We start from the raw sequence: 20,842 nt of genomic DNA, 5'->3' as shown, positions 1-20,842 counted from the left end.
AGTTATGATTAATAAGATCATTATCCGCACATGGTGATGCTCGGCGGATCGCAACGAGCGATGCGTAGGGCACCTCTACTGAAAGGTGGCTACCAGACAATGAGCGACTCCAAGAAGCTCAACGACTCCACCCCGGGGCTGAACAACGTCAAGCGTGACGCCATTGGTGTCGTTATGCGGGCGCTGTCTCGTTTCACTGGTTCCGACTTCGCAGAAAAGTACAACCTCAACAAGGCTGTCGACCGCGCGGCCTACGAGACCGCCAAGGGCGGCATCCGTACCGCCGGCGCGATGAACCGCCAGTTCAAGCGCATCAAGGGCTCCGGCGACCCGGTCCGTCTCCCGAAGCAGAACGAGGGCGACGTCCAGCAGTTCGAGCCGGGCAAGGCTCCATTCGACCTGAACCCGACCGAGGACCAGCAGATGATCCTCGACGCGGTACGCGAGTTCGCCATCGAGCGCCTGCGTCCGGCCGCCGCGGAGGCCAACGACGAGTCCAAGCCGACCGAGGGTCTGCTCGACACCGCTGCTGAGCTCGGCATCGCTCTCGTGAACCTCCCGGAGGAGTTCGAGGGCATCGCCAGCGCATCCGGCGCCAGCACCAACGCCCTCATCGCCGAGGCTCTCGGCTTCGGCGACATGGGCCTGGCCGTCTCCATCCTCGCCCCGGCAGGCGTGGCCAACACCATCACCAACTACGGCGACGACTCCCAGCAGAAGACCTACCTGCCGTCCTTCTCCGGCGAGTCCGTCCCACCGGCAGCCGTCGTGGTCTCCGAGGCCCGTCCGATGTTCGACGCCTTCGAGCTGCAGACCACCGCGAAGCTGGAGGGCGACGAGGTCGTCCTCAACGGTGTGAAGACCATGGTCCCGAACGCCGCAGAGTGCGAGCTCTTCGTCATCGCTGTCGAGCTGGACGGTGTGAACACCTTCGTCATCGTCGAGTCCGGCACCGAGGGCCTCGAGGTCGAGTCCGACCCGTCCATGGGCCTGCGCGCCGCAGCCCTGGGCCGCGTGATCCTCAAGGACGTCCGCGTCCCGGCCGCCAACCTCCTGGGTGGCGCGAACCTCTCCGACACCGACCGCACCGAGCAGTACGCGGAGATCATCCGCCGCTCCCGCCTGGGCTGGGCCGCACTGGCCTCCGGCACCGGCGAGGCCATCCTCGAGTACACCAAGAAGTACGTCAACGAGCGTGAGGCCTTCGGCGAGCCGATCTCCCACCGCCAGGCAGTGGCCTTCATGGTCGCCAACCTCCGCATCGAGCTCGACGGCCTGCGCCTGATCATGCTGCGCGGCGCATCCCGCCTCGACCAGGGCCTGTCCTACCACCGCGAAGCCGGCCTTGCCCGCCGCTACGCCTCCGACAAGGGCATGGTCATGGGCCTGGACGGCGTCCAGCTGCTGGGTGGCCACGGCTACACCAAGGAGCACCCGGTTGAGCGCTGGTACCGCGACATGCGAGCAATCGGCGTTGCCGAGGGTGTCGTCGTCATCTAACCCGCCATAACAAGACTTTTGGCATCTACGCACAACACAGTCCCGAGAGCAGAGGAAAAAGATCATGCTTAATCTGGAACTTCCCAAGCGTCTGAAGGCGGGCGCCAACCAGGCACACCAGGCGGCCGCACAGATTTTCCGCCCCATCTCCCGCAAGTACGACCTCAAGGAGCACGAGCGCCCGGTCGAGCTCGACACCATGGCAGCCCTCGTCGAGGGCGCCGCTGACGGCGGCGTGGCCATGGCCGGCGCCACCAGCAGCCGCGGCGACAAGAAGCAGGACACCGGCGTGAAGAACGGTGGCAACATGGCCGCCGCCCTGAACGTCATGGAGACCTGCTGGGGCGACGTCGGCCTGACCCTGTCCATCCCGTACCAGGGCCTGGGCAACGCAGCCGTCGCCGCCGTCGCTACCGACGAGCAGCTCGAGCGTTTCGGCAAGATCTGGGCCGCCATGGCCATCACCGAGCCGCAGTTCGGCTCCGACTCCGCGGCCGTCGCCGCGACCGCGAAGCTGGACGGCGACGAGTACGTCCTGAACGGCGAGAAGATCTTCGTCACCGCCGGTGAGCGTTGCACCCACGTGGTCGTCTGGGCCTCCGTGGACAAGTCCGCAGGCCGCGCAGCCATCAAGTCCTTCGTCGTTCCGCGCGACACCCCGGGCTTCGAGCTGGTCCGCCTCGAGCACAAGCTGGGCATCCGCTCCTCCGATACCGCGCACTTCATCCTCGACAACGTGCGCATCCCGAAGGACAACCTCCTTGGCTCCCCCGAGGTGGACACCAAGAAGGGCTTCGGCGGTGTGATGGCCACCTTCGACAACACCCGCCCGCTGGTCGCAGCGATGGCCGTCGGTGTTGCACGCGCCTCCCTGGAGCGCCTGCGCGAGGTCCTCACCGACGCTGGCGTGAAGATCGACTACGACGCTCCGGCCTGGAACCAGTCCGCCGCCGCGTCCGAGTACATCCGCCTCGAGTCCGACTGGGAGGCTGCCTACCTGCTGACCATGCGCGCAGCATGGATGGCAGATAACAAGAACCCGAACTCCAAGGAGGCCTCCATCTGTAAGGCGAAGGCCGGCCGCATGGCGACCGACCTGACCCTGCGCGCCGTGGAGCTCGCCGGTGCCTACGGCTACTCCGAGCGCGACCTGCTGGAGAAGTGGTCCCGCGACTCCAAGATCCTCGACATCTTCGAGGGCACCCAGCAGATTCAGCAGCTCATCGTCGCCCGCCGCGAGCTGGGCCTGAGCTCCGCTGAGCTGAAGTAAGCGGAACTTCAGTTTTCCGCGACTCCTGAATAACCCCGTTCCCGGCGAGAATAACCGCTGGTAGCGGGGTTATTTCTGTGCCGGGGCTGGTGCCAACCCCCCGGCGGAAAATATGGGCTTTAGAAAAGTCCCGGAGCAAGGCAAAATGTGTACTGCCTGGGATCTCTCTGACAACGCTGGGAGCCCCCTGATATGTCTCATTCGCAACTGTTTGATTTACGAGTTAGGTCAGCACTGAATGTCTCAACCGGAGACCAAAGCCCCCATTAACGGGAGCGCAGCAGGACAAGAAAACGACTTCTGGTGGCACACCATTTTCGGCGGGTTGCTGCTCCTCGCGGTTCTCGCACTGACCTGGTGGTCCGTGGATCTCATGCCGGAGTCCGCGAACATCGGGATCCTGATCGTCACGATCATCTTCGGCATGTTCATGGCGTTCAACATCGGCGGTAACGACGTCGCGAACTCCTTCGGCACCTCGGTCGGTGCGAAGACACTGACCATCAAGCAGGCGCTGCTCATCGCCGCCATCTTCGAGGTCGGTGGTGCGCTGATCGCCGGCGGTGACGTCACGGATACCGTCCGTTCCGGCATCGTCGACCTGGACGGCGTGAACCTCGACCCGCAGCGCTTCGCTTACATCATGATGGCCGCCCTCCTCGGCGCGGCACTATGGCTGCTGATCGCGACCCGCAAGGGCTGGCCGGTCTCCACCACCCACTCGATCATCGGCGGCATCGTCGGCGCCGCGGTGGCCCAGGGCATTGCCACGGGCACCGGCGGCCTGGAGATGGTCCAGTGGGGCAAGATCGGCGAGATCGCGATGAGCTGGGTGCTTTCCCCAGTGCTGGGTGGCGTGGTCGCCCTTCTCCTGTACTCCTTCATCAAGCGCCACGTGCTGCGCTACAACGATGAGGTCGAGCACAAGATGCGCGAGATGCAGGAGCGCCGCAGTGAGCACAGGAAGCGCCACAAGGACCTCTTCTCCCGCCTCAATGAGGTGCAGCGCGCGGCTTATACCCAGACCATCGCCCGCGACGCCTCCGTCTACATCACCGGGCGCGCCGAGCCGCAGAACCTGGAATCCGACTACTACCGCGAGCTCGTCGTCATCGAGAAGGACGAGCGGGAGATCGAGGCTCACCGCGCCCTGGAGACCTGGGGCCCGTCGCTGGCTGCCCTTGGCGCAATGATTATCACGGGCATGCTCCTGCTGAAGAGCCTGAGCAACATCCTTCCGAACATGACCAACGCCATGGTCTTCGGGATCGTCGCCATCGTGGGTATCGCGGTGTTCCTCACCCTGCGTTCCTTCACCACCGGGCTGCGCCGCTACACCGTGGACCGCGCAACCTTCGTGATGTTCAGCTGGATGCAGGTCTTCACCGCCTCCGCCTTCGCCTTCTCCCATGGTTCCAACGACATCGCGAATGCGGTGGGTCCCTTTGCTGCGATCTTCGACGTGCTGAAGACCGACTCCATCAACGCGACCGCTCCGGTGCCGATGGCGCTGATGCTTGCCGCCGGTGTGGCTCTGATCTCCGGTCTGTGGTTCATTGGCCGCAAGGTGATCGAGACGGTTGGCACGGGGCTGACCCACATTCACCCGGCCTCCGGTTTTGCTGCTGAGCTCGCCGCTGCGGGTGTGGTGATGGCGGCGTCCATCTCCGGCCTGCCGGTGTCCTCCACGCACATCCTGATCGGTGCGGTGCTGGGCGTGGGCATCGTCAACCGTGCCGCGAACTGGCGCCTGATGAAGCCGATCGCCCTGGCGTGGGTCATCACGATTCCGGCTGCCGCGCTGATCGGTGCGGTGGGCGTCCTGCTGATCGACTGGATCTTCTAAGAGCCGAGAAGTCTAAGCACACAACAGCGCCCCGGGTGGAGAAACACCCGGGGCGCTGTGCTGTGCTGGTGGCCGAGGTGCGGCTGGGGCGCGCCTGAGAGGCCCTCAGCCCGCCGGCTTAAGCAGCGGCTGCGGACTTTGGCCGTGGCAGCTCGCGGCGCACGACCTTGCCCACCGCGTTGCGGGGCAGGGAGTCCACGTACACGAAGTGGCGCGGCACGGAGAAGCGGGCCAGCTGCTTGGAGACTGTCGCTTTGATCTCCTCCTGCAGCTTCGGCTTATCGGCCGCGCTCAGCTCCTCCTTCGTGACGATCCACGCGCACAGCGCCTGGCCGAACTCGTCATCCGGAACGCCCTGGACGCAGACCTCGAGGATCTCCGGCAGGGTGCCGATGATGTGCTCGGTATCGGTGGGGTAGACGTTCTCACCACCGGAGACGACCATGTCATCCGAGCGGCCGGAGACGAACAGCAAGCCGTCCTCCCAGTACCCCAGGTCGCCGGTGGCGATCATCCCCTCGTGGGTCTCCTTGTCCTTACCCGGGCGGGTGTAGCCCTCGAACATCATGTTGTTGGCGACGAAGATGCGGCCAACCTCGCCGTCCGGGCACTCGCGGAAGTCCTCGTCCAGGATCTTGACCACCGTGGCCATCGGCGGCTTGCCCGCGGTGTTCGGGTGGCGCTGCAGGTCGTCTGGGTTGGCGATCGTGGCCCAGCTGACCTCGGTGGAGCCGTAGAGGTTGTAGAGCGCGGGCCCGAACTTCTCGAAGGTCTTCTCCACGATCTGTGGCGGGATCGGCTCGCCGGAGGCGGCGATGACCTTGGTGCCCGGGTCCATGCCCTCTGGCACGGCCTCCAGCAGGCGACGCAGCATCGTCGGCACGATGGCGATCGCATAGGGGCGGTTGGCCTCGATGAGCTGCACCGCATCCTCCGGGCGGAACTTGCGCTGCATCACCATCGTCGAGCGCAGCGCGAGCGCCAGCTGGATATTCGCAAAACCCCAGGTGTGGAACATCGGGGCTGCCAGGTAGAACGGGCGGCGTGCCTTCAGCGGGATCCGACTCATGATCGAGGACGCCGGCAGGTAGCTTGGCGGCTCTGGGCGGCGGGTGCCGCGCGGGGTGCCGGTGGTTCCGGAGGTCAGGATGATGGTGCGGCCGCGGCGGGGTCGGGACGGGATGGTCTGCTCGGCCGGGGTGGTGCGCAGCACCAGGCTCAGCGACGGCCAGTCCTCGCTGCGGGTCGCGTGGTCCTCCATCTCCAGGGCGTCGCGGATATTCGAGTCCGCGGGCAGTGCCTCCTCAGCCTCGCGGGTGAGCCCGATGGTGTCGCCAAACTCGTGGGCGACGATGACGGGGCAGTCGTCGAAACCCTTCGGCAGCAGCGGGATGAACTCCTCGTCGATGAACAGGACGTCCAGCTTGTTCTCGCGAGCGACCGCGCGGGTCTGTTCGGCCGATGCCCCGGTGTTGAACAGGACCAGGTCGGTGCCCAGGCGTCCGTGGGCGCACAGCGCCATGATGAAGCCGCGGTGGTTGCGGGTCAGCACGCCGATGCGGTCGCGCTCCCGGATGCCGATGCGGAACAGTGCCTTCGCGAGCTGGTTCACCTGGTTGTGCAGCTCCTGGTAGGTCATGGAGCCGCGGTCGTCGATGATCGCGGTGTGGAACGGGTCGCGGGCGGCGCCAATGGCCAGCAGGGAGGCGGGCTGGAACTCCCACTGGTACATGGAACCCAGAGCCTTCGCGGCGGCGACGGGCGTCATCGAGCCCAGCACGCCGGAACGCATCAGGGGGAGAGTGCCGAGCGCGAGCGTGCCCGCCGAACCGAGTGTGTGGCTGAGCTTTTCCTTGATGCCTGCCGGGCCTGCGGGTGAGAACGTGTCGGTCATTGCGATTACCCCTGTCGAATCGGATGTGTCTGCACGGGCGTTCCCCCGCGCCTGGTTCTGCAGCGATAGGTGGGTAGCTTTGCCAACCTAATAGCTATGTTGGTCACCCTATCTAAGTGATGTGGATCACGTTTGGTTTTGGCGATATCGGCTCGGGAGGGGCGTGCCGGAGGGTGAAAACAGCGCGTTTCGCCGGGTGTTCGCTAGGGGCGTACAGGCTGAACTGTCCGGGTTATTGCTGGTAAAAAGGTGCCGTGAACTGGGCTTTTATAGCGGATCGGGTGGGTATGGGTGCAGGAATAGTCCGCGGGGCTCCCGGCGTTGCACGGAATGCGATTTAAGGAAGGCGCTTGCCCAGTTATGGTGGGGCATCAAAGCGCACGAGCGAAAAGGGAGATAAATGTTCGAAAGGTTTACCGACCGGGCACGACGCGTTGTCGTCTTGGCACAAGAGGAAGCGCGAGCGCTGAATCACAATTACATCGGTACCGAGCACATCCTCCTGGGGTTGATCCAAGAGGGTGAGGGAGTGGCCGCCAAGGCGCTCGAATCCATGGGGATTTCCCTCGACGCGGTGCGTACCGAGGTCAAGGAGATTATTGGCTCCGGTGGCAACCCGCCGAGCGGTTACATTCCGTTTACCCCGCGCGCCAAGAAGGTGCTGGAGCTGGCCCTGCGCGAGGCGTTGCAGCTCGGCCACAAGTACATCGGCACCGAGCACATCCTGCTCGGCCTCATCCGCGAGGGCGAGGGCGTTGCAGCCCAGGTGCTGGTGAAGCTGGGCGCCGACCTGTCCCGCGTTCGCCAGCAGGTTATCCAGCTGCTCTCCGGCTACGAGGGCGGCGGCGAGCACGAGGAGGCCCCGGACCAGCCGGCTGTCGCCGGTGTCGCCCCGTCCGGCCAGGGCGGAGCCAAGGCGGGCCAGAAGTCCAATTCCCTGGTCCTGGACCAGTTCGGCCGCAACCTCACCCAGGCTGCCAAGGACGGCAAGCTGGACCCCGTCGTCGGTCGCGCGAGCGAGATCGAGCGCATCATGCAGGTGCTCTCCCGCCGCACCAAGAACAACCCGGTGCTCATCGGCGAGCCGGGCGTGGGTAAGACCGCCGTCGTCGAGGGCCTGGCCCTGGATATCGTCAACGGCAAGGTCCCGGAGACCCTGCGCGATAAGCAGGTCTACTCCCTGGACCTGGGCTCCCTGGTCGCGGGCTCCCGCTACCGCGGTGACTTCGAGGAGCGCCTGAAGAAGGTACTCAAGGAGATCAACCAGCGCGGCGACATCATCCTGTTCATCGACGAGATCCACACCCTCGTCGGTGCCGGTGCCGCGGAGGGCGCAATCGACGCCGCCTCCATCCTGAAGCCGAAGCTGGCCCGCGGCGAGCTGCAGACCATCGGTGCCACCACGCTGGAGGAGTACCGCAAGCACATCGAGAAGGACGCCGCCCTGGAGCGCCGTTTCCAGCCGGTTCAGGTGCCGGAGCCGTCCGTCGCGGACACCATCGAGATCCTGAAGGGTCTGCGCGACCGCTACGAGGCTCACCACCGTGTGTCCATCACCGACGGTGCCCTGCGTTCCGCCGCCACCCTGGCCGACCGCTACATCAACGACCGCTTCCTGCCGGATAAGGCCGTCGACCTGCTCGACGAGGCAGGCGCGCGCATGCGCATCAAGCGCCTCACAGCACCGAAGTCCGTCCAGGAAGTCGACGACAAGATCGCTGAGGTCCGCCGCAAGAAGGAGGCCGCGATCGATGAGCAGGACTTCGAGAAGGCAGCGGCACTGCGCGACGACGAGCGCACCCTGACCGAGGAGCGCGCCGAGAAGGAAAAGGCCTGGCGCGCCGGCGAGCTCGATGAAGTCGCCGAGGTCGACGAGGAGCAGATCGCAGAGGTGCTGGCCAACTGGACCGGCATCCCGGTGTTCAAGCTCACGGAGGAGGAGTCCTCCCGACTGCTGGACATGGAAGGCGAGCTGCACAAGCGCATCATCGGCCAGGACGACGCCGTCAAGGCCGTCTCCCGCGCGATCCGCCGCACCCGTGCCGGCCTGAAGGACCCGAACCGCCCGTCCGGCTCCTTCATCTTCGCCGGTCCGTCCGGTGTGGGTAAGACGGAGCTGTCCAAGGCACTCGCCGAGTTCCTCTTCGGCGACGACGACGCCCTGATCCAGGTGGACATGGGTGAGTTCCACGACAAGTTCACCGCCTCCCGCCTCTTCGGTGCCCCTCCGGGATACGTCGGCTACGACGAGGGCGGCCAGCTGACCGAGAAGGTCCGCCGCAAGCCGTTCTCCGTCGTCCTCTTCGACGAGATCGAGAAGGCCGATAAGGACATCTACAACACCCTGCTGCAGGTGCTGGAGGAAGGTCGCCTGACCGATGGCCAGGGCCGCATCGTGGACTTCAAGAACACGGTGCTGATCTTCACCTCGAACCTGGGTACCAGGGATATCTCCAAGGCCGTGGGCATGGGCTTCTCCAACGCCGGCGAGCAGGACGAGGCCGCGCAGTACGAGCGGATGAAGTCCAAGGTGGATGACGAGCTGAAGAAGCACTTCCGCCCGGAGTTCCTGAACCGTATCGACGACATCGTGGTCTTCCACCAGCTCACCCGCGCGCAGATCGTCCAGATGGTGGACCTGCTCATGGGCCGTGTTCGCCGCGCCCTGGAGGACAAGGACATGGGCATCGAGGTCAGCGAGAAGGCCAAGAACCTGCTCGCCAAGCGCGGCTTCGACCCGGTCCTGGGTGCCCGCCCGCTGCGTCGCACGATCCAGCGCGAGATCGAGGACGAGCTCTCCGAGAAGATCCTCTTCGGCGAGTTCGGTGCAGGCGAGATCGTCACCGTGGACGTGGAGAACTGGGACGGCGAGTCCGCCGGCAAGGACGCGAAGTTCGTCTTCGGTTCCAAGCCGAAGCCGCTGCCGGAGTTCGACGCCGCTGACTTCGAGGTCGAGGACGGCGAGGCGCACCGCAGCCCGTCCGAGGAGGCCAAGGTCTCCGTCGCCTCCGCGGCAGCCGGCGACGTGCCCGAGGAGGGCGCTACCGGCGAGGACGCTGGCGAAAGCACCGGCTCCGAGGGGCAGTCCGAGGACTAAGCCCTCCGCGGGCCGGCACAGCCGGGAAACCGGTGAAAGCTAAAGAGCCGCGGCACACCCAGTACGGGTGGCCGCGGCTCTTGCTATGCGTGGGGCGCTATACGTCGCGCTATACCTCGCTGCAGCGCCGACGCGGTGCCGGGGAGGGGGCAGTGCGCCGGTGCAGCGCGGGTGCAGCGCCGGGTCGGGCAGCGCGGGGCCGAGGTTAGCGACCCCGCGAGCTCGGCCTAGCGCGGGATCTGATCTGCGGTGGACAGCTCATAGGGCTGGTCATTGATGACCTTCTCCAGCCACAGCACCGCGGGGGAGAGGTTCGCCATCATCGGGATCACGTGATCCACCAGCGGGGCCACGCTCGGCACGTCCTGCTCCCGGTAGTACACCTTCGCTCCCTTGCCCAGCCAGCTGCGGGCCAGGTCGCGGGCCTGGGAGGCCGGGATCGTGTCGTCGTTCTTGCCCTGCCCGATGTACACCGGGACGGACGGGGAGAGCGTGCCGATCAGCTGCTTCTGCACCGCGCTGGCGATCGGCTCCTCCTGCATCAGCTCCGTCAGGGAGGAGCCATCCTTGGTGAGAGTGCGGGTGTCCTTGTAGGCGTGGCGGAGCAGGGACTCCGGCACGCACTCGTCCTTCGTCTGCTCCAGCAGCTTCCGGCCCTTGTCGTTGAGCTTCGAGTAGATCGGCTCACGCAGCTCCGGATCGGAGTACAGCAGGCCGTTGATGGCGTAGCCGAGGGCAGCGGCGAGCGCGCCGTTATCGATGGCACCAGCCACCACCCCCAGGTTCGCCGGGATGCCACCCGCGTAGCCTGCGACGAGGTTCAGCTCCGGAGCGTAGGAATCAGCCAGCTCCAGGGCAGAAGCGCTCGCCCCACCGCCCTGGGAGTAGCCCCAGGTCGCCACCGGGGTCTTGTCGCTGACCCCACGGATACCCATGTTCTTCGCGGCGCGTCCGATATCCAGCGTCGCGTTCCCCTGGGCCACGCGGTTCATGTAGGTGTGCTGCGCGCGGGTCCCCAGGCCCGGCAGGTCGGTTAGCGCGACATCCCAGCCGCGCATCAGTGCCTGCAGGGCGGGCAGCGCCTCGTACTCCAGCCCCCACGGCGCGAGCTTGCCCGGCGCACACGCATTGGAGGAGCCCTGGGTGCCGGGGGCGATCAGCATCAGCGGGCGCGGCCCCTTGCCCCGCCACGGCTTCGATGACTCGTAGATGGTGCCGGTGACCGGGATGGTCTTGCCATTCGAGTCGGTGGACACGTAGGCCACGCGGGTGGCCTTGCTGTTCGTCAGGTCCACGAACGGCAGCCCCAGTGCGAGCTTGCTTGGGCCGGTCTTCAGCACCTGGCCGGGCTTGCCCTCCACGTACTCCGGCAGGGAGCTGTAGAAGTTATCCGGATCGTAGTTCGGCATGGAGCTGCCGAGCGCGGCCCCGGAACCCATCTCCGACGAGCCCCGCCACGCGCCCTCGACGGAGCCATAAAGCGGGGACGCCGCCGCGCCGGCCACAGAAAGTGGCAGCGCGACGGCGGTGATGGCAGCGGCGGCGGTGAGGCTCGCCGCGCGGCTGGTGCGTCGGGAGTTGTCCGAGCGAAGGCTGAACATGCGTGCTCCTTGGAAGGATCGTGGCTGGCAGTTAACAGCTAGATCCTATCGGCAGGAACACTATTGCGTCGGGAAAATTACTATTCCGCTTCGGCAACAGCCAGCGCGTCAGCCTCGTGGCCCGAGTCCTTCCGGCTCAGGTCCACCACCAGCGCAATAGCGCCAACGACGATCGTGGGCAGCACCCAGCCCAGGCCCTCCGGGTACAGCGGAATCACACTCAGGGCACCGGTGATGCCGTCCATCGCCTCGCCCAGCAGGTCGCTCAGCAGGTCGATGATGGAGAACACCAGGGCGACTGCCACGGCAGCGCGGTAGGTCAGCGGAATCGGGCGGCCACGCACCGCCAGCTGCGTGAAGGTCACCGCGATCAGCGCGATTGCCGGCGGGTAGATCAGGCCGATGATCGGGCCGGAGAAGCTGAGGATTTTCTCCAGGCCGAGGTTGGCCACCGTGAAGCCAATCAGGGTGAAGACCACGGACCACCAGCGGTAGCTGATCGCGGGAACCAGCTCGTGGAAGAAGGACGCCGACGCCGCGATCAGGCCAACCGCCGTCGTCAAGCAGGCGAGCAGAACCACGCCGGAGAAGACCATGTCACCGGCCGTTCCCAGGGAGAGCTTCGACGCCTGCGACAGCACCGCTGCACCGTCCGAATACTGCCCCTTATCCGGCATCTTCGTGCCCATCACGCCCAGGGCGAGGTACACGATCAGCAGGAAGAAACCAGCCAGCACCGCGGAGATGGAGGAGCACTTGACGACCGTCTTGCGCTCCGTGACGCCGTGGGCGTTGAAGGAGCTCACCACGATGATTGCGAAGGCCATCGCGGCGATGGAATCCATCGTGAAGTAGCCCTCCAGGATGCCCGCGGTCAGCGGGCTGCTGGCATATTCGCCGGACGCAGCGGCCGGCTCGCCGTTGAGCTTCATGAAACCCAGCACCGCGAGGATGGCGATGAGTATCAGCAGCAGCGGCGTCAGGTAGTTACCCAGGGTGTCGGCGACCTTGCCGGGGAACAGCACGATCGCGAAAGCCACCGCGAAGAAGACCGCGGTGGTCACCAGGCGCCACAGCTGGCCGGAGAGGCCGAAGGTGGACTCGATCCCCAGCTCGTAGCCGATCGCTGCGGCGCGCGGCATGGCGTAGAAGGAGCCGATGGACAGGTAGGCGGCGATGGAAAACACCAGCCCGAACACCGCGCCCGCGCGCGACGCCAGCTGACGCACCCCGGCACCAGAGATAGCCACCGCGATGATCGTGATGGTCGGCAGCAGCACGCCGGTGAGGATGAAGCCGATGATGGCGGGGGTGAAGTTCTCGCCGGACTCGATCCCCAGCATGGGCGGGAAGATCAGGTTGCCGGCGCCGAAGAACATCGAAAACAGCATCAGCCCGACGGCGAAAATCGAGCCGGCGGGTTTCGCCGTGCCACGGCCAGCCGCGGACTGAGTGGAGGTTCCGGAACTCATGAAATGAGGGCCTTTCTACAACGACGATCCGCGCGGTGGCGGCCTAGGACCAGGTTCAACCACACCCCCGGGTGGGGTGGCGTGAGCAAGCGCGGCCGGTTGTGGCGGTGGTGCCGCTCGAGGCTGAACCAGTGGCGGATCAGAATAAACGTATTTAAGTAGAGGTTAGGGTGCCCCAGTAAGAATCAACTAGTCGGGAAGGGTAATCCCGGCGTGGGTGCGCTCGATCAGCCGGTCAGCCACGAGGGAATCCACCGCTCGCGAAAGCTGAACCCGATCGGGCCACAGTTGATCGATCTCATCGACTGCGACGTGGGTGGTCGCAGATTCTCTCAGGGTTTTGAGGACGAGGCCCCGAACCTGACGGTCCGTGCCTTCGAACTTCTGGACGCGCCGGGCGGCGGCGGATTTTTCCTCTTCCGTCGGCTCGGGTTTGCCTGCCGCCACCCATGCGCAGCGCGCGGCGATGGGGCAGAGCTCGCACTGCGGGGTGCGGGCCTGGCAGATCAGACTGCCGAGCTCCATCAGGGAGGCGGTCATGAGTAGTGCTGCGTCCCGGTGGCGCCGGTCGTGCCCCGCGTTGCGGTAGCCGCGCCGGTCCAGGGTGGGGTCGTGGTCCACCCAGGGCATCATGTCGGCGACGTCCGAGAGGTCGCGGCTGCGTGCCGGTCCCTGGAGGAAGTTGCCGTGGGCTGCCCGGTGGCACACGCGGCGGACGTTGGTGTCCACCACAGGAACGGCCTGCTCGAAGGCGTAGGCGGCCACTGCCCGCGCGGTGTAGCTGCCCACGCCGGGCAGGCTTTCCAGTTCGGCGACGCTGCGGGGCAGTTCCCCGCCGAAGCGATCCACGCAGGCCTGGGCACACTCCTGCAGCCGCAGGGCGCGGCGCGGATAGCCCAGGTTTCCCCATTCGCGAATGACGTCCGCGGTGGCGGCTGCTGCGAGCGCGGCCGGGGTGGGCCAGCGCTGGAGCCAGGAGCGCCACCGCGGGGCGACGCGGGCGACGGGGGTCTGCTGCGACATCACTTCGCTCACCAGGATTGCCCACGGGCTGGTGCCGATGTGGCGCCAGGGCAGGTCGCGCGCGTTGCGTGCGAACCAATGGTTCAGTGCGCTGATGAGGGCAAGGTCGAAGGTGGTTTCCTGCTGACTCTCTGCGGTTGGGAGTGTCATGCGGCCACCTCCCCGGGGTGTCGGGGTGAACCTTGCCCTGCGATGTGTCCCGCGCAGTGTGGGCGGGGTGCCTGGTAAAAGCGCATCGGAGAGTGGATTACAGCGGTTGTTCGAAGGCGGTGGGGGTTCCCACCTGCCGGATTGTCCTACAAAATTGTCCTGGGAAAGCTTTAAGAGCAAGATTGAAGCCATGACTGACTCCCACAGCCCTGAAAGCCCTTCGAATACTGTACCTGGCCAGCAGGCCAACACAGAGTCGCCGGAGGCTACCGCCCAGCAGCAGACCATGACCCCGGAACAGGCCTGGGTCGCGATGCGAGATGGCAACCGCCGTTTCATGAGCGAGGATGTTGCCCACCCGAATCAGGATGTCAACCGCCGCCATGTTCTCACCGCCGGGCAGCGTCCGCATGCTGTGGTCCTGGCGTGCTCTGATTCCCGCGTGCCGGTGGAGATCGTCTTCGACCAGGGCCTGGGGGATGTCTTCGTGATCCGCACCGCCGGGGAGATCACGGACCTATCCGTGCTGGCTTCTCTGGAGTTCGCCGTGGATGGGCTGGGCGTGCCGCTGGTGCTGGTTCTGGGCCACGAGGCCTGCGGTGCGGTGGCCGCGGCGCAGACCGCGCTGAATACCGGCCAGCTTCCGAACGGCTTCCAGCGCGTGCTGGTGGAGAAGGTCACCCCGTCACTGCTGGCCGCCCGCCGCGAGGGCCGGGAGGGCTCCCAGGACTTCGAGAAGCAGCACGTCGTGGAGATCACCCGCCACATCATGGACCGCTCCCCGGAGATCCAGCAGCAGGTGGAGCAGGGGCGCTGCGCGGTCGTGGGCCTGCGCTACCGCCTGGAGGATGGCCTGGCCGAGCCGCTGATCTCCTTCGGCCTGGACGAGGAACAGCTCTAAGGGGCACGTGGGAGTGCGCCGACCGCCGCTGGTGGGGTGTGTCTAAGCCCCATCAGGCGAGGTAAGCCGACTAAAATCTGAGGCTGTGAACGCAGGATCAGGGAACTCAGGAGACAGCTTCCGGCGCCGCGACCCCGAACGGGGCCAGCGCCCACCCCGTGATGCCCAGCCACCGCTGCCGCCCGAGGTTTACCGTCGCCGACGCATCGCCGCCATCGCCGGTGTCGTCGTGCTGATTCTCCTGCTCTGGTGGCTGCTCAGTTCCATCGGCGGATCCAAGGAGGACGCCAGCACGCCTGCGGCGGATACCACGCAGAGCAGCAGTGCCACGCCGACGTCAGGAAAAGAAAAGAAGCCGGACGCGAAGGATAAGAAGACCGAGGCCGAGAAAAAGGCCGCGGAGAAGCGCGAGGAAGAAAAGAAGGGCGCAGAGCCGAAGGACCCGGCCGCGGAGAAGACCAGCTGTGAGCTCGGTGACCTGCGCGTGACTGCGGTGCCGGGGAAGTCCACCTTTGACCCGGAGGAGCAGCCGACCTTCTACGCGAAGATCGCGAATCCCACGAAGGCGGATTGCGTGATCGACGTGGACGAGGCGAAGCTGCTTTTCGAGGTCTTCGCGATGGATGACTACCACCGCGTGTGGGGTGACCTGGATTGCAACGAGCCTTCCATCACCGGGGAGGTGACCATCGAGGCAGGCAAGAGCCAGAACTACAAGATGGGCTCCTGGTCCCGGACCACTTCCGCCCCGGAGCAGTGCGATTCCCGTCAGCCGGTCGGCCCGGGCAGTTACCTGCTCTACGCGCATTTGGGGGATAACGTTTCCCAGCCTGCGACGTTCAACATGAGCTAGCGGCTAGCTCTCGCGCAGCCGCCGCACCACTCCCAGCGCCTGGCCGATGTTCTTGACCTGGTGCACCTCCAAACCCTTCGGCACGCTCGGGCTGGTGCCTGCCGGGATGATCGCGTGCTTCATCCCTAGCCGCGCGGCCTCGGAGAGCCGCTGGTTGATCTCCGGGATGCGCCGCACCTCGCCGCCCAGGCCTACTTCGCCCATCGCACACAGGCCGAGGGGGAGTGGCTCGTCCTGGGCAGTGGAGGCGAGCGCCAGACCCAACGCGAGATCCGCGGCCGGTTCGCTGATCCGCATCCCGCCCACAGTCGCGGCGTAGACCTCCCGGCGCCCCAGCTGCATCCCGCAGCGCTGGGCGAGCACCGCGAGCATCATGGACACCCGGCCCGATTCGATGCCGGTGACGAATCGCTTCGGATTACCCTGCTCGGTCTCCACCGCGAGCGTTTGGATCTCCCCGACGAGCGCCCGGCGGCCATCCATCTTCACGGTGACAGCGGTGCCGGTCACGGACTCGGTGCGGTGGTTCAAGAACAGCCCCGAAGGGTCCGTCACCTCCTTGATCCCCTCTGCGGTCTGCTCGAAGCAGCCGACCTCCTCGGTGGGGCCGAAACGGTTCTTAATGCCGCGGAGGAAACGCAGGGAGGAGTGCTGATCGCCCTCGAAGTGCAGGACGACGTCCACGAGGTGCTCGATGGTGCGCGGCCCTGCGACGTTGCCGTCCTTCGTCACGTGCCCCACCGCCAGCACCGGGGTGCCGGACTGCTTCGCCAGGGTGGTCAGGGTGGACGTCACGGCCCGGGTTTGGGTCACCCCGCCCGGCACGCCCTCCACGCCGCTGGCGTTCATGGTTTGCAGGGAGTCCACAATGATCAGCTCGGGCTTGACCGTATCCACGTGGTGCAGCGCCTGCTCCAGGTCGTGCTCGGCGGCGATGTAGAGCTTTTCGGAGAGCGCGTTGGTGCGCTCCGCGCGGTGGCGTACCTGGCCGACGGATTCCTCGGCGGTGATGATCAGCACCGAGCGGTTGGCCTTAGCCCAGTTGGCGGACACCTCCAGCAGCAGCGTGGACTTGCCCACGCCCGGCTCGCCCGCGAGCAGCACCGCAGAGCCAGGGACGATGCCACCGCCCAACACCCGATCCAGCTCCGCCGAGCCGGAGGGGATGTGGTTGGCGATCTGCGGGTCGATCTCCGTGACAGGCAGGGCATCGCTGGTGGCCCCGGCGAGGTGCCGGGCACCGGAACGGGACCCGGCCGCGCTCGCGGCGGCGGGGCGGCGTTCCTCGAGCGTGCCCCATTCACCGCAGCTGGGGCAGCGCCCCATCCACTTGGACAGGACGTAGCCGCACTCGGTGCATTCGTAGCTGGTTTTCGAGCTCCGCTTTGTTGCCATGCCGGTCATTCTAGGCAGCGGTGCAGACACCCCCTCCGCCGAGCGCGCCGATAATCGAACATCCCAGGTCAGTGCCCGCAGAAAAGCAAAAACCGCCGCCCCAACAACGGGAGCGGCGGCAGACCTAAAACCGAGTAGCGACTACTTGTCGGTCGGCTGGCCATCCTTGTCGCGGTCGAAGGCGCCAGCCTCCGGGGTGTAAGCGACGACCGGTGCGTTCAGGGAGAACTCGGCATCGTCGAACTTGATCTCCACCGGCTTCTGGCCACCGACGTAGAGGTCCTTCACACCGGAGACGTCACCAGCGGCGTAGCTGAGGCACTTCTGATCCTTAGCGCCCTTCTCCAGGTCCTTCAGGGCATCCTCGCGGTCCACGACGAGGTTGCAGCCCGGCTTGATGGTCTCGTTCAGGCTCACAGCCTGGCCGTCCACGGAAGCGGAGACCAGCTTGACGTCCTTGCCGTCGTTCTCCGCATTGGAAGCGGTGAACTTCAGGGACGGCTTGCCGTCGGCGCCCAGAACCACGGAGACGTCCGAAACGTCCACGTTGCCTTCCTTGGCGTGCAGGCCGTTCACGGCCGGGGCCTGCTCTGCGGTCTGGGTGATCTGACCAGCGGAGCAAGCGGTCATGCCCAGGGCGGCACCTGCAGCAACGATGGCGAGGGCACCGCGGACAACGGTCGACTTCTGAGACTTCACGTTCTGATCCTCCATTGTGAGGCTAGGCCTAGGCCGGTTAAGGCCTTTCAACAGTTGTGGTCATCGTACCCGGCGCAAATTGGCCGGAAACTAATAGCTGCTTCACAGAATAGCCCCTTGGGTGGGCAGATTCCTAGTTCAGGCCACTGTTTTCCCCTAATCCCACCCCGTTGTTACCCCTATTATTTGGGGACGTCGCCCGCCAGCGTCGGCGCGCGCTGGCCGAAGTATTGCGGCTTTTCGTCGGGACCGGGCCTTTCTGCAGGCAGCGGGCCGATCGGGTATGCTCGAACACGGTTTTTAAAGCGCAACGAGGGCGTAAATAGGAAGGTCACGGATGGATTTCAAGGTCGGCGACACGGTCGTATACCCACACCACGGCGCAGCTCAGATCGAGGGGATCGAGCAGCGCGAATTCAAGGGTGAGACGGTGGACTACCTGGTGCTGCGCCTCTACCAGGGCGATCTTTCCGTCCGCGTCCCGGCCGCGAACGCCGAGAAGGTGGGCGTGCGCGACGTCGTCGGCGAGGAGGGCCTGCGCAAGGTCTTCTCCGTGCTGCGCGAGACGGACGTCGAGGAGGCAGGCAACTGGTCCCGCCGCTACAAGGCCAACCAGGAGCGCCTGACCTCCGGTGACCAGAACAAGGTCGCCGAGGTGGTTCGTGATCTGTGGCGCCGTGACCAGGATCGTGGCCTCTCGGCAGGCGAGAAGCGCATGCTGGCCAAGGCCCGCCAGATCCTGGTGGGCGAGCTCGCGCTGGCCGATGGCGTCGACGATAAGAAGGCCGACGCGATGCTGGCCGAGATGCACGAGACCATCGAGCGCCACCGTGAGCAGGCGGCTGCCGCCCGTGCGGCGGATACCGAGGGGGACGCCGCCATCGACCTCGACGACGAGCTCAACAAATAACAGCCACGGTTACCACCCGCCCCCGCGCGGGGCGGTCTGCCGAGTAGAGAGCGCCGGGTGAGACGTGTTTTCCAAGACTGATACTGCAGCGCTGCCCGTGGTGGTCGTCATCGCCGCGGCGGGCAGCGGCACCCGGCTGGGAGCCGATCAGCCCAAGGCCTTCGTGGAGCTGGCGGGGCGCACCCTCGTGGAGCGAGCCCTGGACGGGCTGGCCAGCTCCGGGGTGGTGGGTCGAACCTTCGTGATGATCAGCCCGGATATGCAGGGGCGCATGGCGGAGATCCTCGACGACCCCGCGAACCAGGCCGCGTGGGCGGGGATGCGCGTGAGCGCCGGCACCGGGGGCTCCGAGCGCTCCGATAGTGTTTTTGCCGGTCTGCAGCTCGTGGAGGGCGAGCTCGGCTCGCCCGTGGACTGCGTTGAGTGCGCGCAGGTGGATGAGGCGATCGTGCTGGTTCACGATGCCGCCCGCTGCCTCACCCCGCCCGCGATGATCGCCCAGGTTGTCGAGCAGGTCCGCGCCCACGGGGAGGCGGGCACCGCGGCAGGCGTGGTTCCCACCCTGCCGGTGACGGACACGATCAAGACCGTCGAGGGCGGGATGGTCACCGGTACCCCGGCCCGCGATGGCCTGGTGGCGGTGCAGACCCCGCAGGGCTTCCTTTTCTCCGCGTTGATGGATGCCAACCGGAAGTACCAGGCGGGCCTGGAGCTCGGTCGGGGGCACGCCCGCCTGGCCACCGACGATGCTTCCATCATGGAGCTCGCCGACTACCCGGTAGCCATCACCACCGGCGACGACCGCGCGATGAAGATCACCACCCCGCGGGACTTCGCCATCGCTGAAATGATGGTCGACCAAGGAAGGAACGAGCACCCATGACCCAGCCAATTATCCCCCGCGTCGGCATCGCCTCCGACGCCCACCAGGTCGAGCCCGGCAAGCCCTGCTGGATGGCCGGGCTGTTCTTCGATGGCGCCGATGGCTGCGAGGGACATTCCGACGGCGACGTGGTCAGCCACGTCATCGTCGACGCACTGCTCAGCGCCTCCGGGCTGGGGGACCTGGGCAGCTTCGTCGGCGTGGGACGCAAGGAATACGACGGGGTCTCGGGGGAGCGCCTGATCACGGAGTGCCGCCAGCTGCTGGCTGAGAACGGCTTCACGATCGGCAACGTTGCCGCCCAGATGATCGGCAATAGGCCGAAGATGGGGTCGCGCCGGGAGGAGGCCGAGCGCCGTCTCACCGAGCTCGTCGGGGCGCCGGTGTCCGTTTCCGCGACGACCACCGACAAGATGGGCTTCACCGGTCGCGGGGAGGGTGTGGCCGCTCTCGCTACCGCGGTTGTGTGGAAGGCCGAGGCCTAAGTACTAGCGCACGTCGATGGTGCTGGAGATCCGGCCCAGGCCCTCGATCTCAACTTCGACGGTGTCCCCGTGCCCCAGGTAGCGAGGCGGTGTCATCCCGTGGCCAACGCCCGCCGGCGTGCCGAGAGCGATGACGTCCCCGGCCTCCAGCGTGGCGAAGTTCTCCACGTACTCGACCAGCTTCTGCGGCTTGAACACCAGGTCGGCGAGGCTGTGCTCCTGGCGCAGCTCCCCGTTCACCCAGGTCCGCAGCATCGCGCCTTCCGCCACCGGGTCGAAGGGCTGACCCTTCTCATCCGTGGCCATCGTCAGCCACGGGCCAAGCGCGCTGGACTCGTCCAGATTCTTACCCTGCAGCCACTGCTGAGTGCGGTACTGCCAATCCCGCTGGGAGAAGTCATTCATCACCGCATACCCCGCGATCTGGCCACCGTGCCCCATCACGATCGCTAGCTCGCCCTCATAATCCAGCTTCTGCGCCATTGCACGCGGCACCCGCACATTCCCATAAGGCGTGGTCAGCGCCGTGGCGAACTTCGCGAACAGCGTGGGGTGATCCGGCACCGGATGCCCCATCTCCACGATGTGCTCCCGGAAATTCAACCCGGTGCACAGCACCTTCCGCGGGTTCGGAATCACCGGAGCCAACTGACGGGCCGAGAACTCAATGCTCTCCCCGGCGCTCGCGGAGGCCGAGAGGGTGACGTCCTGAAGAAAACCCCCGAGATCCCCGTCGGCCAGGACGGTACCGGTGCCGTGCGTGCCGTCGAAGCTCTCCACACGGATGGTGCGCAGGCGGCCGGCGGTTTCGATGGTTGCTAGGCGGTGGGCCATGATCCTCCTCGGGCAGGTCTTTTGGTGAC

At 66.1% G+C, this 20,842-nt stretch carries 16 protein-coding genes; 9 read left to right on the top strand and 7 right to left on the bottom strand.

The features are described 5' to 3' along the window. The first annotated feature begins 99 nt into the window (after positions 1-99). The 3 genes from QP997_RS03715 to QP997_RS03705 all read left to right on the top strand — a co-directional run bounded on the left by QP997_RS03715 (position 100) and on the right by QP997_RS03705 (position 4,616). Entirely contained in the window at positions 100-1,500 is a 1,401-nt protein-coding gene (locus QP997_RS03715; protein ID WP_284758521.1) for an acyl-CoA dehydrogenase family protein, read from the top strand. A 64-nt stretch (positions 1,501-1,564) separates the two neighbouring features. Continuing rightward, positions 1,565-2,770, top strand: a complete 1,206-nt coding sequence (locus tag QP997_RS03710) for an acyl-CoA dehydrogenase family protein (protein WP_012360923.1) — start codon at positions 1,565-1,567, stop codon at positions 2,768-2,770. A gap of 238 nt (positions 2,771-3,008) precedes the next feature. Beyond that, positions 3,009-4,616, top strand: coding sequence for an inorganic phosphate transporter (locus QP997_RS03705; RefSeq protein WP_284758522.1), 1,608 nt, complete (start codon positions 3,009-3,011; stop codon positions 4,614-4,616). Between the two features lie 118 nt (positions 4,617-4,734). Here QP997_RS03705 and QP997_RS03700 read toward each other — a convergent pair whose 3' ends face one another. Next, entirely contained in the window at positions 4,735-6,510 is a 1,776-nt protein-coding gene (locus tag QP997_RS03700) for an AMP-binding protein (protein WP_284846247.1), read from the bottom strand. Positions 6,511-6,910: 400 nt separating this feature from the next. Between QP997_RS03700 and QP997_RS03695 the strand changes: the two genes are divergently transcribed. Then, positions 6,911-9,607, top strand: coding sequence for an ATP-dependent Clp protease ATP-binding subunit (locus QP997_RS03695; RefSeq protein ID WP_284846246.1), 2,697 nt, complete (start codon positions 6,911-6,913; stop codon positions 9,605-9,607). Between the two features lie 227 nt (positions 9,608-9,834). Here QP997_RS03695 and QP997_RS03690 read toward each other — a convergent pair whose 3' ends face one another. The 3 genes from QP997_RS03690 to QP997_RS03680 all read right to left on the bottom strand — a co-directional run bounded on the left by QP997_RS03690 (position 9,835) and on the right by QP997_RS03680 (position 13,853). Further along, positions 9,835-11,208 carry a lipase family protein gene (locus tag QP997_RS03690; protein ID WP_284846245.1) on the bottom strand — a complete coding sequence of 458 codons (1,374 nt, stop codon included), beginning with the start codon at positions 11,206-11,208 and terminating at the stop codon, positions 9,835-9,837. Positions 11,209-11,288: 80 nt separating this feature from the next. Beyond that, positions 11,289-12,680, bottom strand: coding sequence for a branched-chain amino acid transport system II carrier protein (gene brnQ, locus QP997_RS03685; RefSeq protein ID WP_284846244.1), 1,392 nt, complete (start codon positions 12,678-12,680; stop codon positions 11,289-11,291). A 189-nt stretch (positions 12,681-12,869) separates the two neighbouring features. Next, positions 12,870-13,853, bottom strand: a complete 984-nt coding sequence (locus QP997_RS03680; protein WP_284846243.1) for an HhH-GPD family protein — start codon at positions 13,851-13,853, stop codon at positions 12,870-12,872. Between the two features lie 286 nt (positions 13,854-14,139). Here QP997_RS03680 and QP997_RS03675 point away from each other — a divergent pair, with 286 nt between their 5' ends. Together QP997_RS03675 and QP997_RS03670 are read left to right on the top strand one after the other, a co-directional pair. Then, positions 14,140-14,754 (top strand): carbonic anhydrase, encoded by a 615-nt coding sequence (locus QP997_RS03675; RefSeq protein ID WP_502870429.1) that lies wholly within the window; start codon positions 14,140-14,142, stop codon positions 14,752-14,754. An 85-nt stretch (positions 14,755-14,839) separates the two neighbouring features. Further along, positions 14,840-15,607 carry a hypothetical protein gene (locus QP997_RS03670; protein ID WP_284846242.1) on the top strand — a complete coding sequence of 256 codons (768 nt, stop codon included), beginning with the start codon at positions 14,840-14,842 and terminating at the stop codon, positions 15,605-15,607. A 3-nt stretch (positions 15,608-15,610) separates the two neighbouring features. Here QP997_RS03670 and radA read toward each other — a convergent pair whose 3' ends face one another. Together radA and QP997_RS03660 are read right to left on the bottom strand one after the other, a co-directional pair. After that, entirely contained in the window at positions 15,611-17,011 is a 1,401-nt protein-coding gene (gene radA / locus QP997_RS03665) for a DNA repair protein RadA (protein WP_284846241.1), read from the bottom strand. Positions 17,012-17,143: 132 nt separating this feature from the next. Then, a complete protein-coding gene (locus QP997_RS03660; RefSeq protein WP_070759671.1) occupies positions 17,144-17,716 on the bottom strand; it encodes a hypothetical protein in 573 nt (190 codons plus the stop codon). A 322-nt stretch (positions 17,717-18,038) separates the two neighbouring features. Between QP997_RS03660 and QP997_RS03655 the strand changes: the two genes are divergently transcribed. From QP997_RS03655 to ispF, 3 genes are all read left to right on the top strand, one after another. Next, positions 18,039-18,611, top strand: a complete 573-nt coding sequence (locus tag QP997_RS03655) for a CarD family transcriptional regulator (protein ID WP_070759673.1) — start codon at positions 18,039-18,041, stop codon at positions 18,609-18,611. A gap of 64 nt (positions 18,612-18,675) precedes the next feature. Continuing rightward, on the top strand, positions 18,676-19,494 hold the full coding sequence (locus QP997_RS03650) for an IspD/TarI family cytidylyltransferase (protein WP_284846240.1): 819 nt from the start codon (positions 18,676-18,678) through the stop codon (positions 19,492-19,494). Beyond that, complete coding sequence (gene ispF, locus QP997_RS03645; RefSeq protein ID WP_284846239.1) at positions 19,491-19,979, top strand: 2-C-methyl-D-erythritol 2,4-cyclodiphosphate synthase; 489 nt, start codon at positions 19,491-19,493, stop codon at positions 19,977-19,979. The genes QP997_RS03650 and ispF overlap by 4 nt, the downstream gene beginning before the upstream one ends. A 3-nt stretch (positions 19,980-19,982) precedes the next feature. Here ispF and QP997_RS03640 read toward each other — a convergent pair whose 3' ends face one another. Further along, positions 19,983-20,813, bottom strand: a complete 831-nt coding sequence (locus QP997_RS03640; RefSeq protein WP_284846238.1) for a fumarylacetoacetate hydrolase family protein — start codon at positions 20,811-20,813, stop codon at positions 19,983-19,985. Positions 20,814-20,842 lie beyond the last annotated feature (29 nt).

Source organism: Corynebacterium sp. MSK039 (genome assembly GCF_030232315.1).
In the GTDB taxonomy this organism is placed as follows: Bacteria; Actinomycetota; Actinomycetes; order Mycobacteriales; family Mycobacteriaceae; genus Corynebacterium.
The sequence above is the reverse complement of the archived record's forward strand: the minus strand, read 5'-3'. Positions and strand labels throughout refer to the sequence as shown.

Excerpts from the sequence above, each read along its gene's own strand:
- QP997_RS03695 (WP_284846246.1), top strand. The coding sequence starts at position 6,911 with ATGTTCGAAAGGTTTACCGACCGGGCACGACGCGTTGTCGTCTTGGCA.
- QP997_RS03675 (WP_502870429.1), top strand. The coding sequence starts at position 14,140 with ATGACCCCGGAACAGGCCTGGGTCGCGATGCGAGATGGCAACCGCCGT.
- QP997_RS03660 (WP_070759671.1), bottom strand. The coding sequence starts at position 17,716 with ATGGAGGATCAGAACGTGAAGTCTCAGAAGTCGACCGTTGTCCGCGGT.
- QP997_RS03715 (WP_284758521.1), top strand. The coding sequence starts at position 100 with ATGAGCGACTCCAAGAAGCTCAACGACTCCACCCCGGGGCTGAACAAC.
- QP997_RS03710 (WP_012360923.1), top strand. The coding sequence starts at position 1,565 with ATGCTTAATCTGGAACTTCCCAAGCGTCTGAAGGCGGGCGCCAACCAG.
- QP997_RS03705 (WP_284758522.1), top strand. The coding sequence starts at position 3,009 with ATGTCTCAACCGGAGACCAAAGCCCCCATTAACGGGAGCGCAGCAGGA.
- QP997_RS03700 (WP_284846247.1), bottom strand. The coding sequence starts at position 6,510 with ATGACCGACACGTTCTCACCCGCAGGCCCGGCAGGCATCAAGGAAAAG.
- QP997_RS03655 (WP_070759673.1), top strand. The coding sequence starts at position 18,039 with ATGGATTTCAAGGTCGGCGACACGGTCGTATACCCACACCACGGCGCA.
- radA (WP_284846241.1), bottom strand. The coding sequence starts at position 17,011 with ATGACCGGCATGGCAACAAAGCGGAGCTCGAAAACCAGCTACGAATGC.
- ispF (WP_284846239.1), top strand. The coding sequence starts at position 19,491 with ATGACCCAGCCAATTATCCCCCGCGTCGGCATCGCCTCCGACGCCCAC.
- QP997_RS03690 (WP_284846245.1), bottom strand. The coding sequence starts at position 11,208 with ATGTTCAGCCTTCGCTCGGACAACTCCCGACGCACCAGCCGCGCGGCG.
- QP997_RS03680 (WP_284846243.1), bottom strand. The coding sequence starts at position 13,853 with ATGACACTCCCAACCGCAGAGAGTCAGCAGGAAACCACCTTCGACCTT.
- brnQ (WP_284846244.1), bottom strand. The coding sequence starts at position 12,680 with ATGAGTTCCGGAACCTCCACTCAGTCCGCGGCTGGCCGTGGCACGGCG.
- QP997_RS03640 (WP_284846238.1), bottom strand. The coding sequence starts at position 20,813 with ATGGCCCACCGCCTAGCAACCATCGAAACCGCCGGCCGCCTGCGCACC.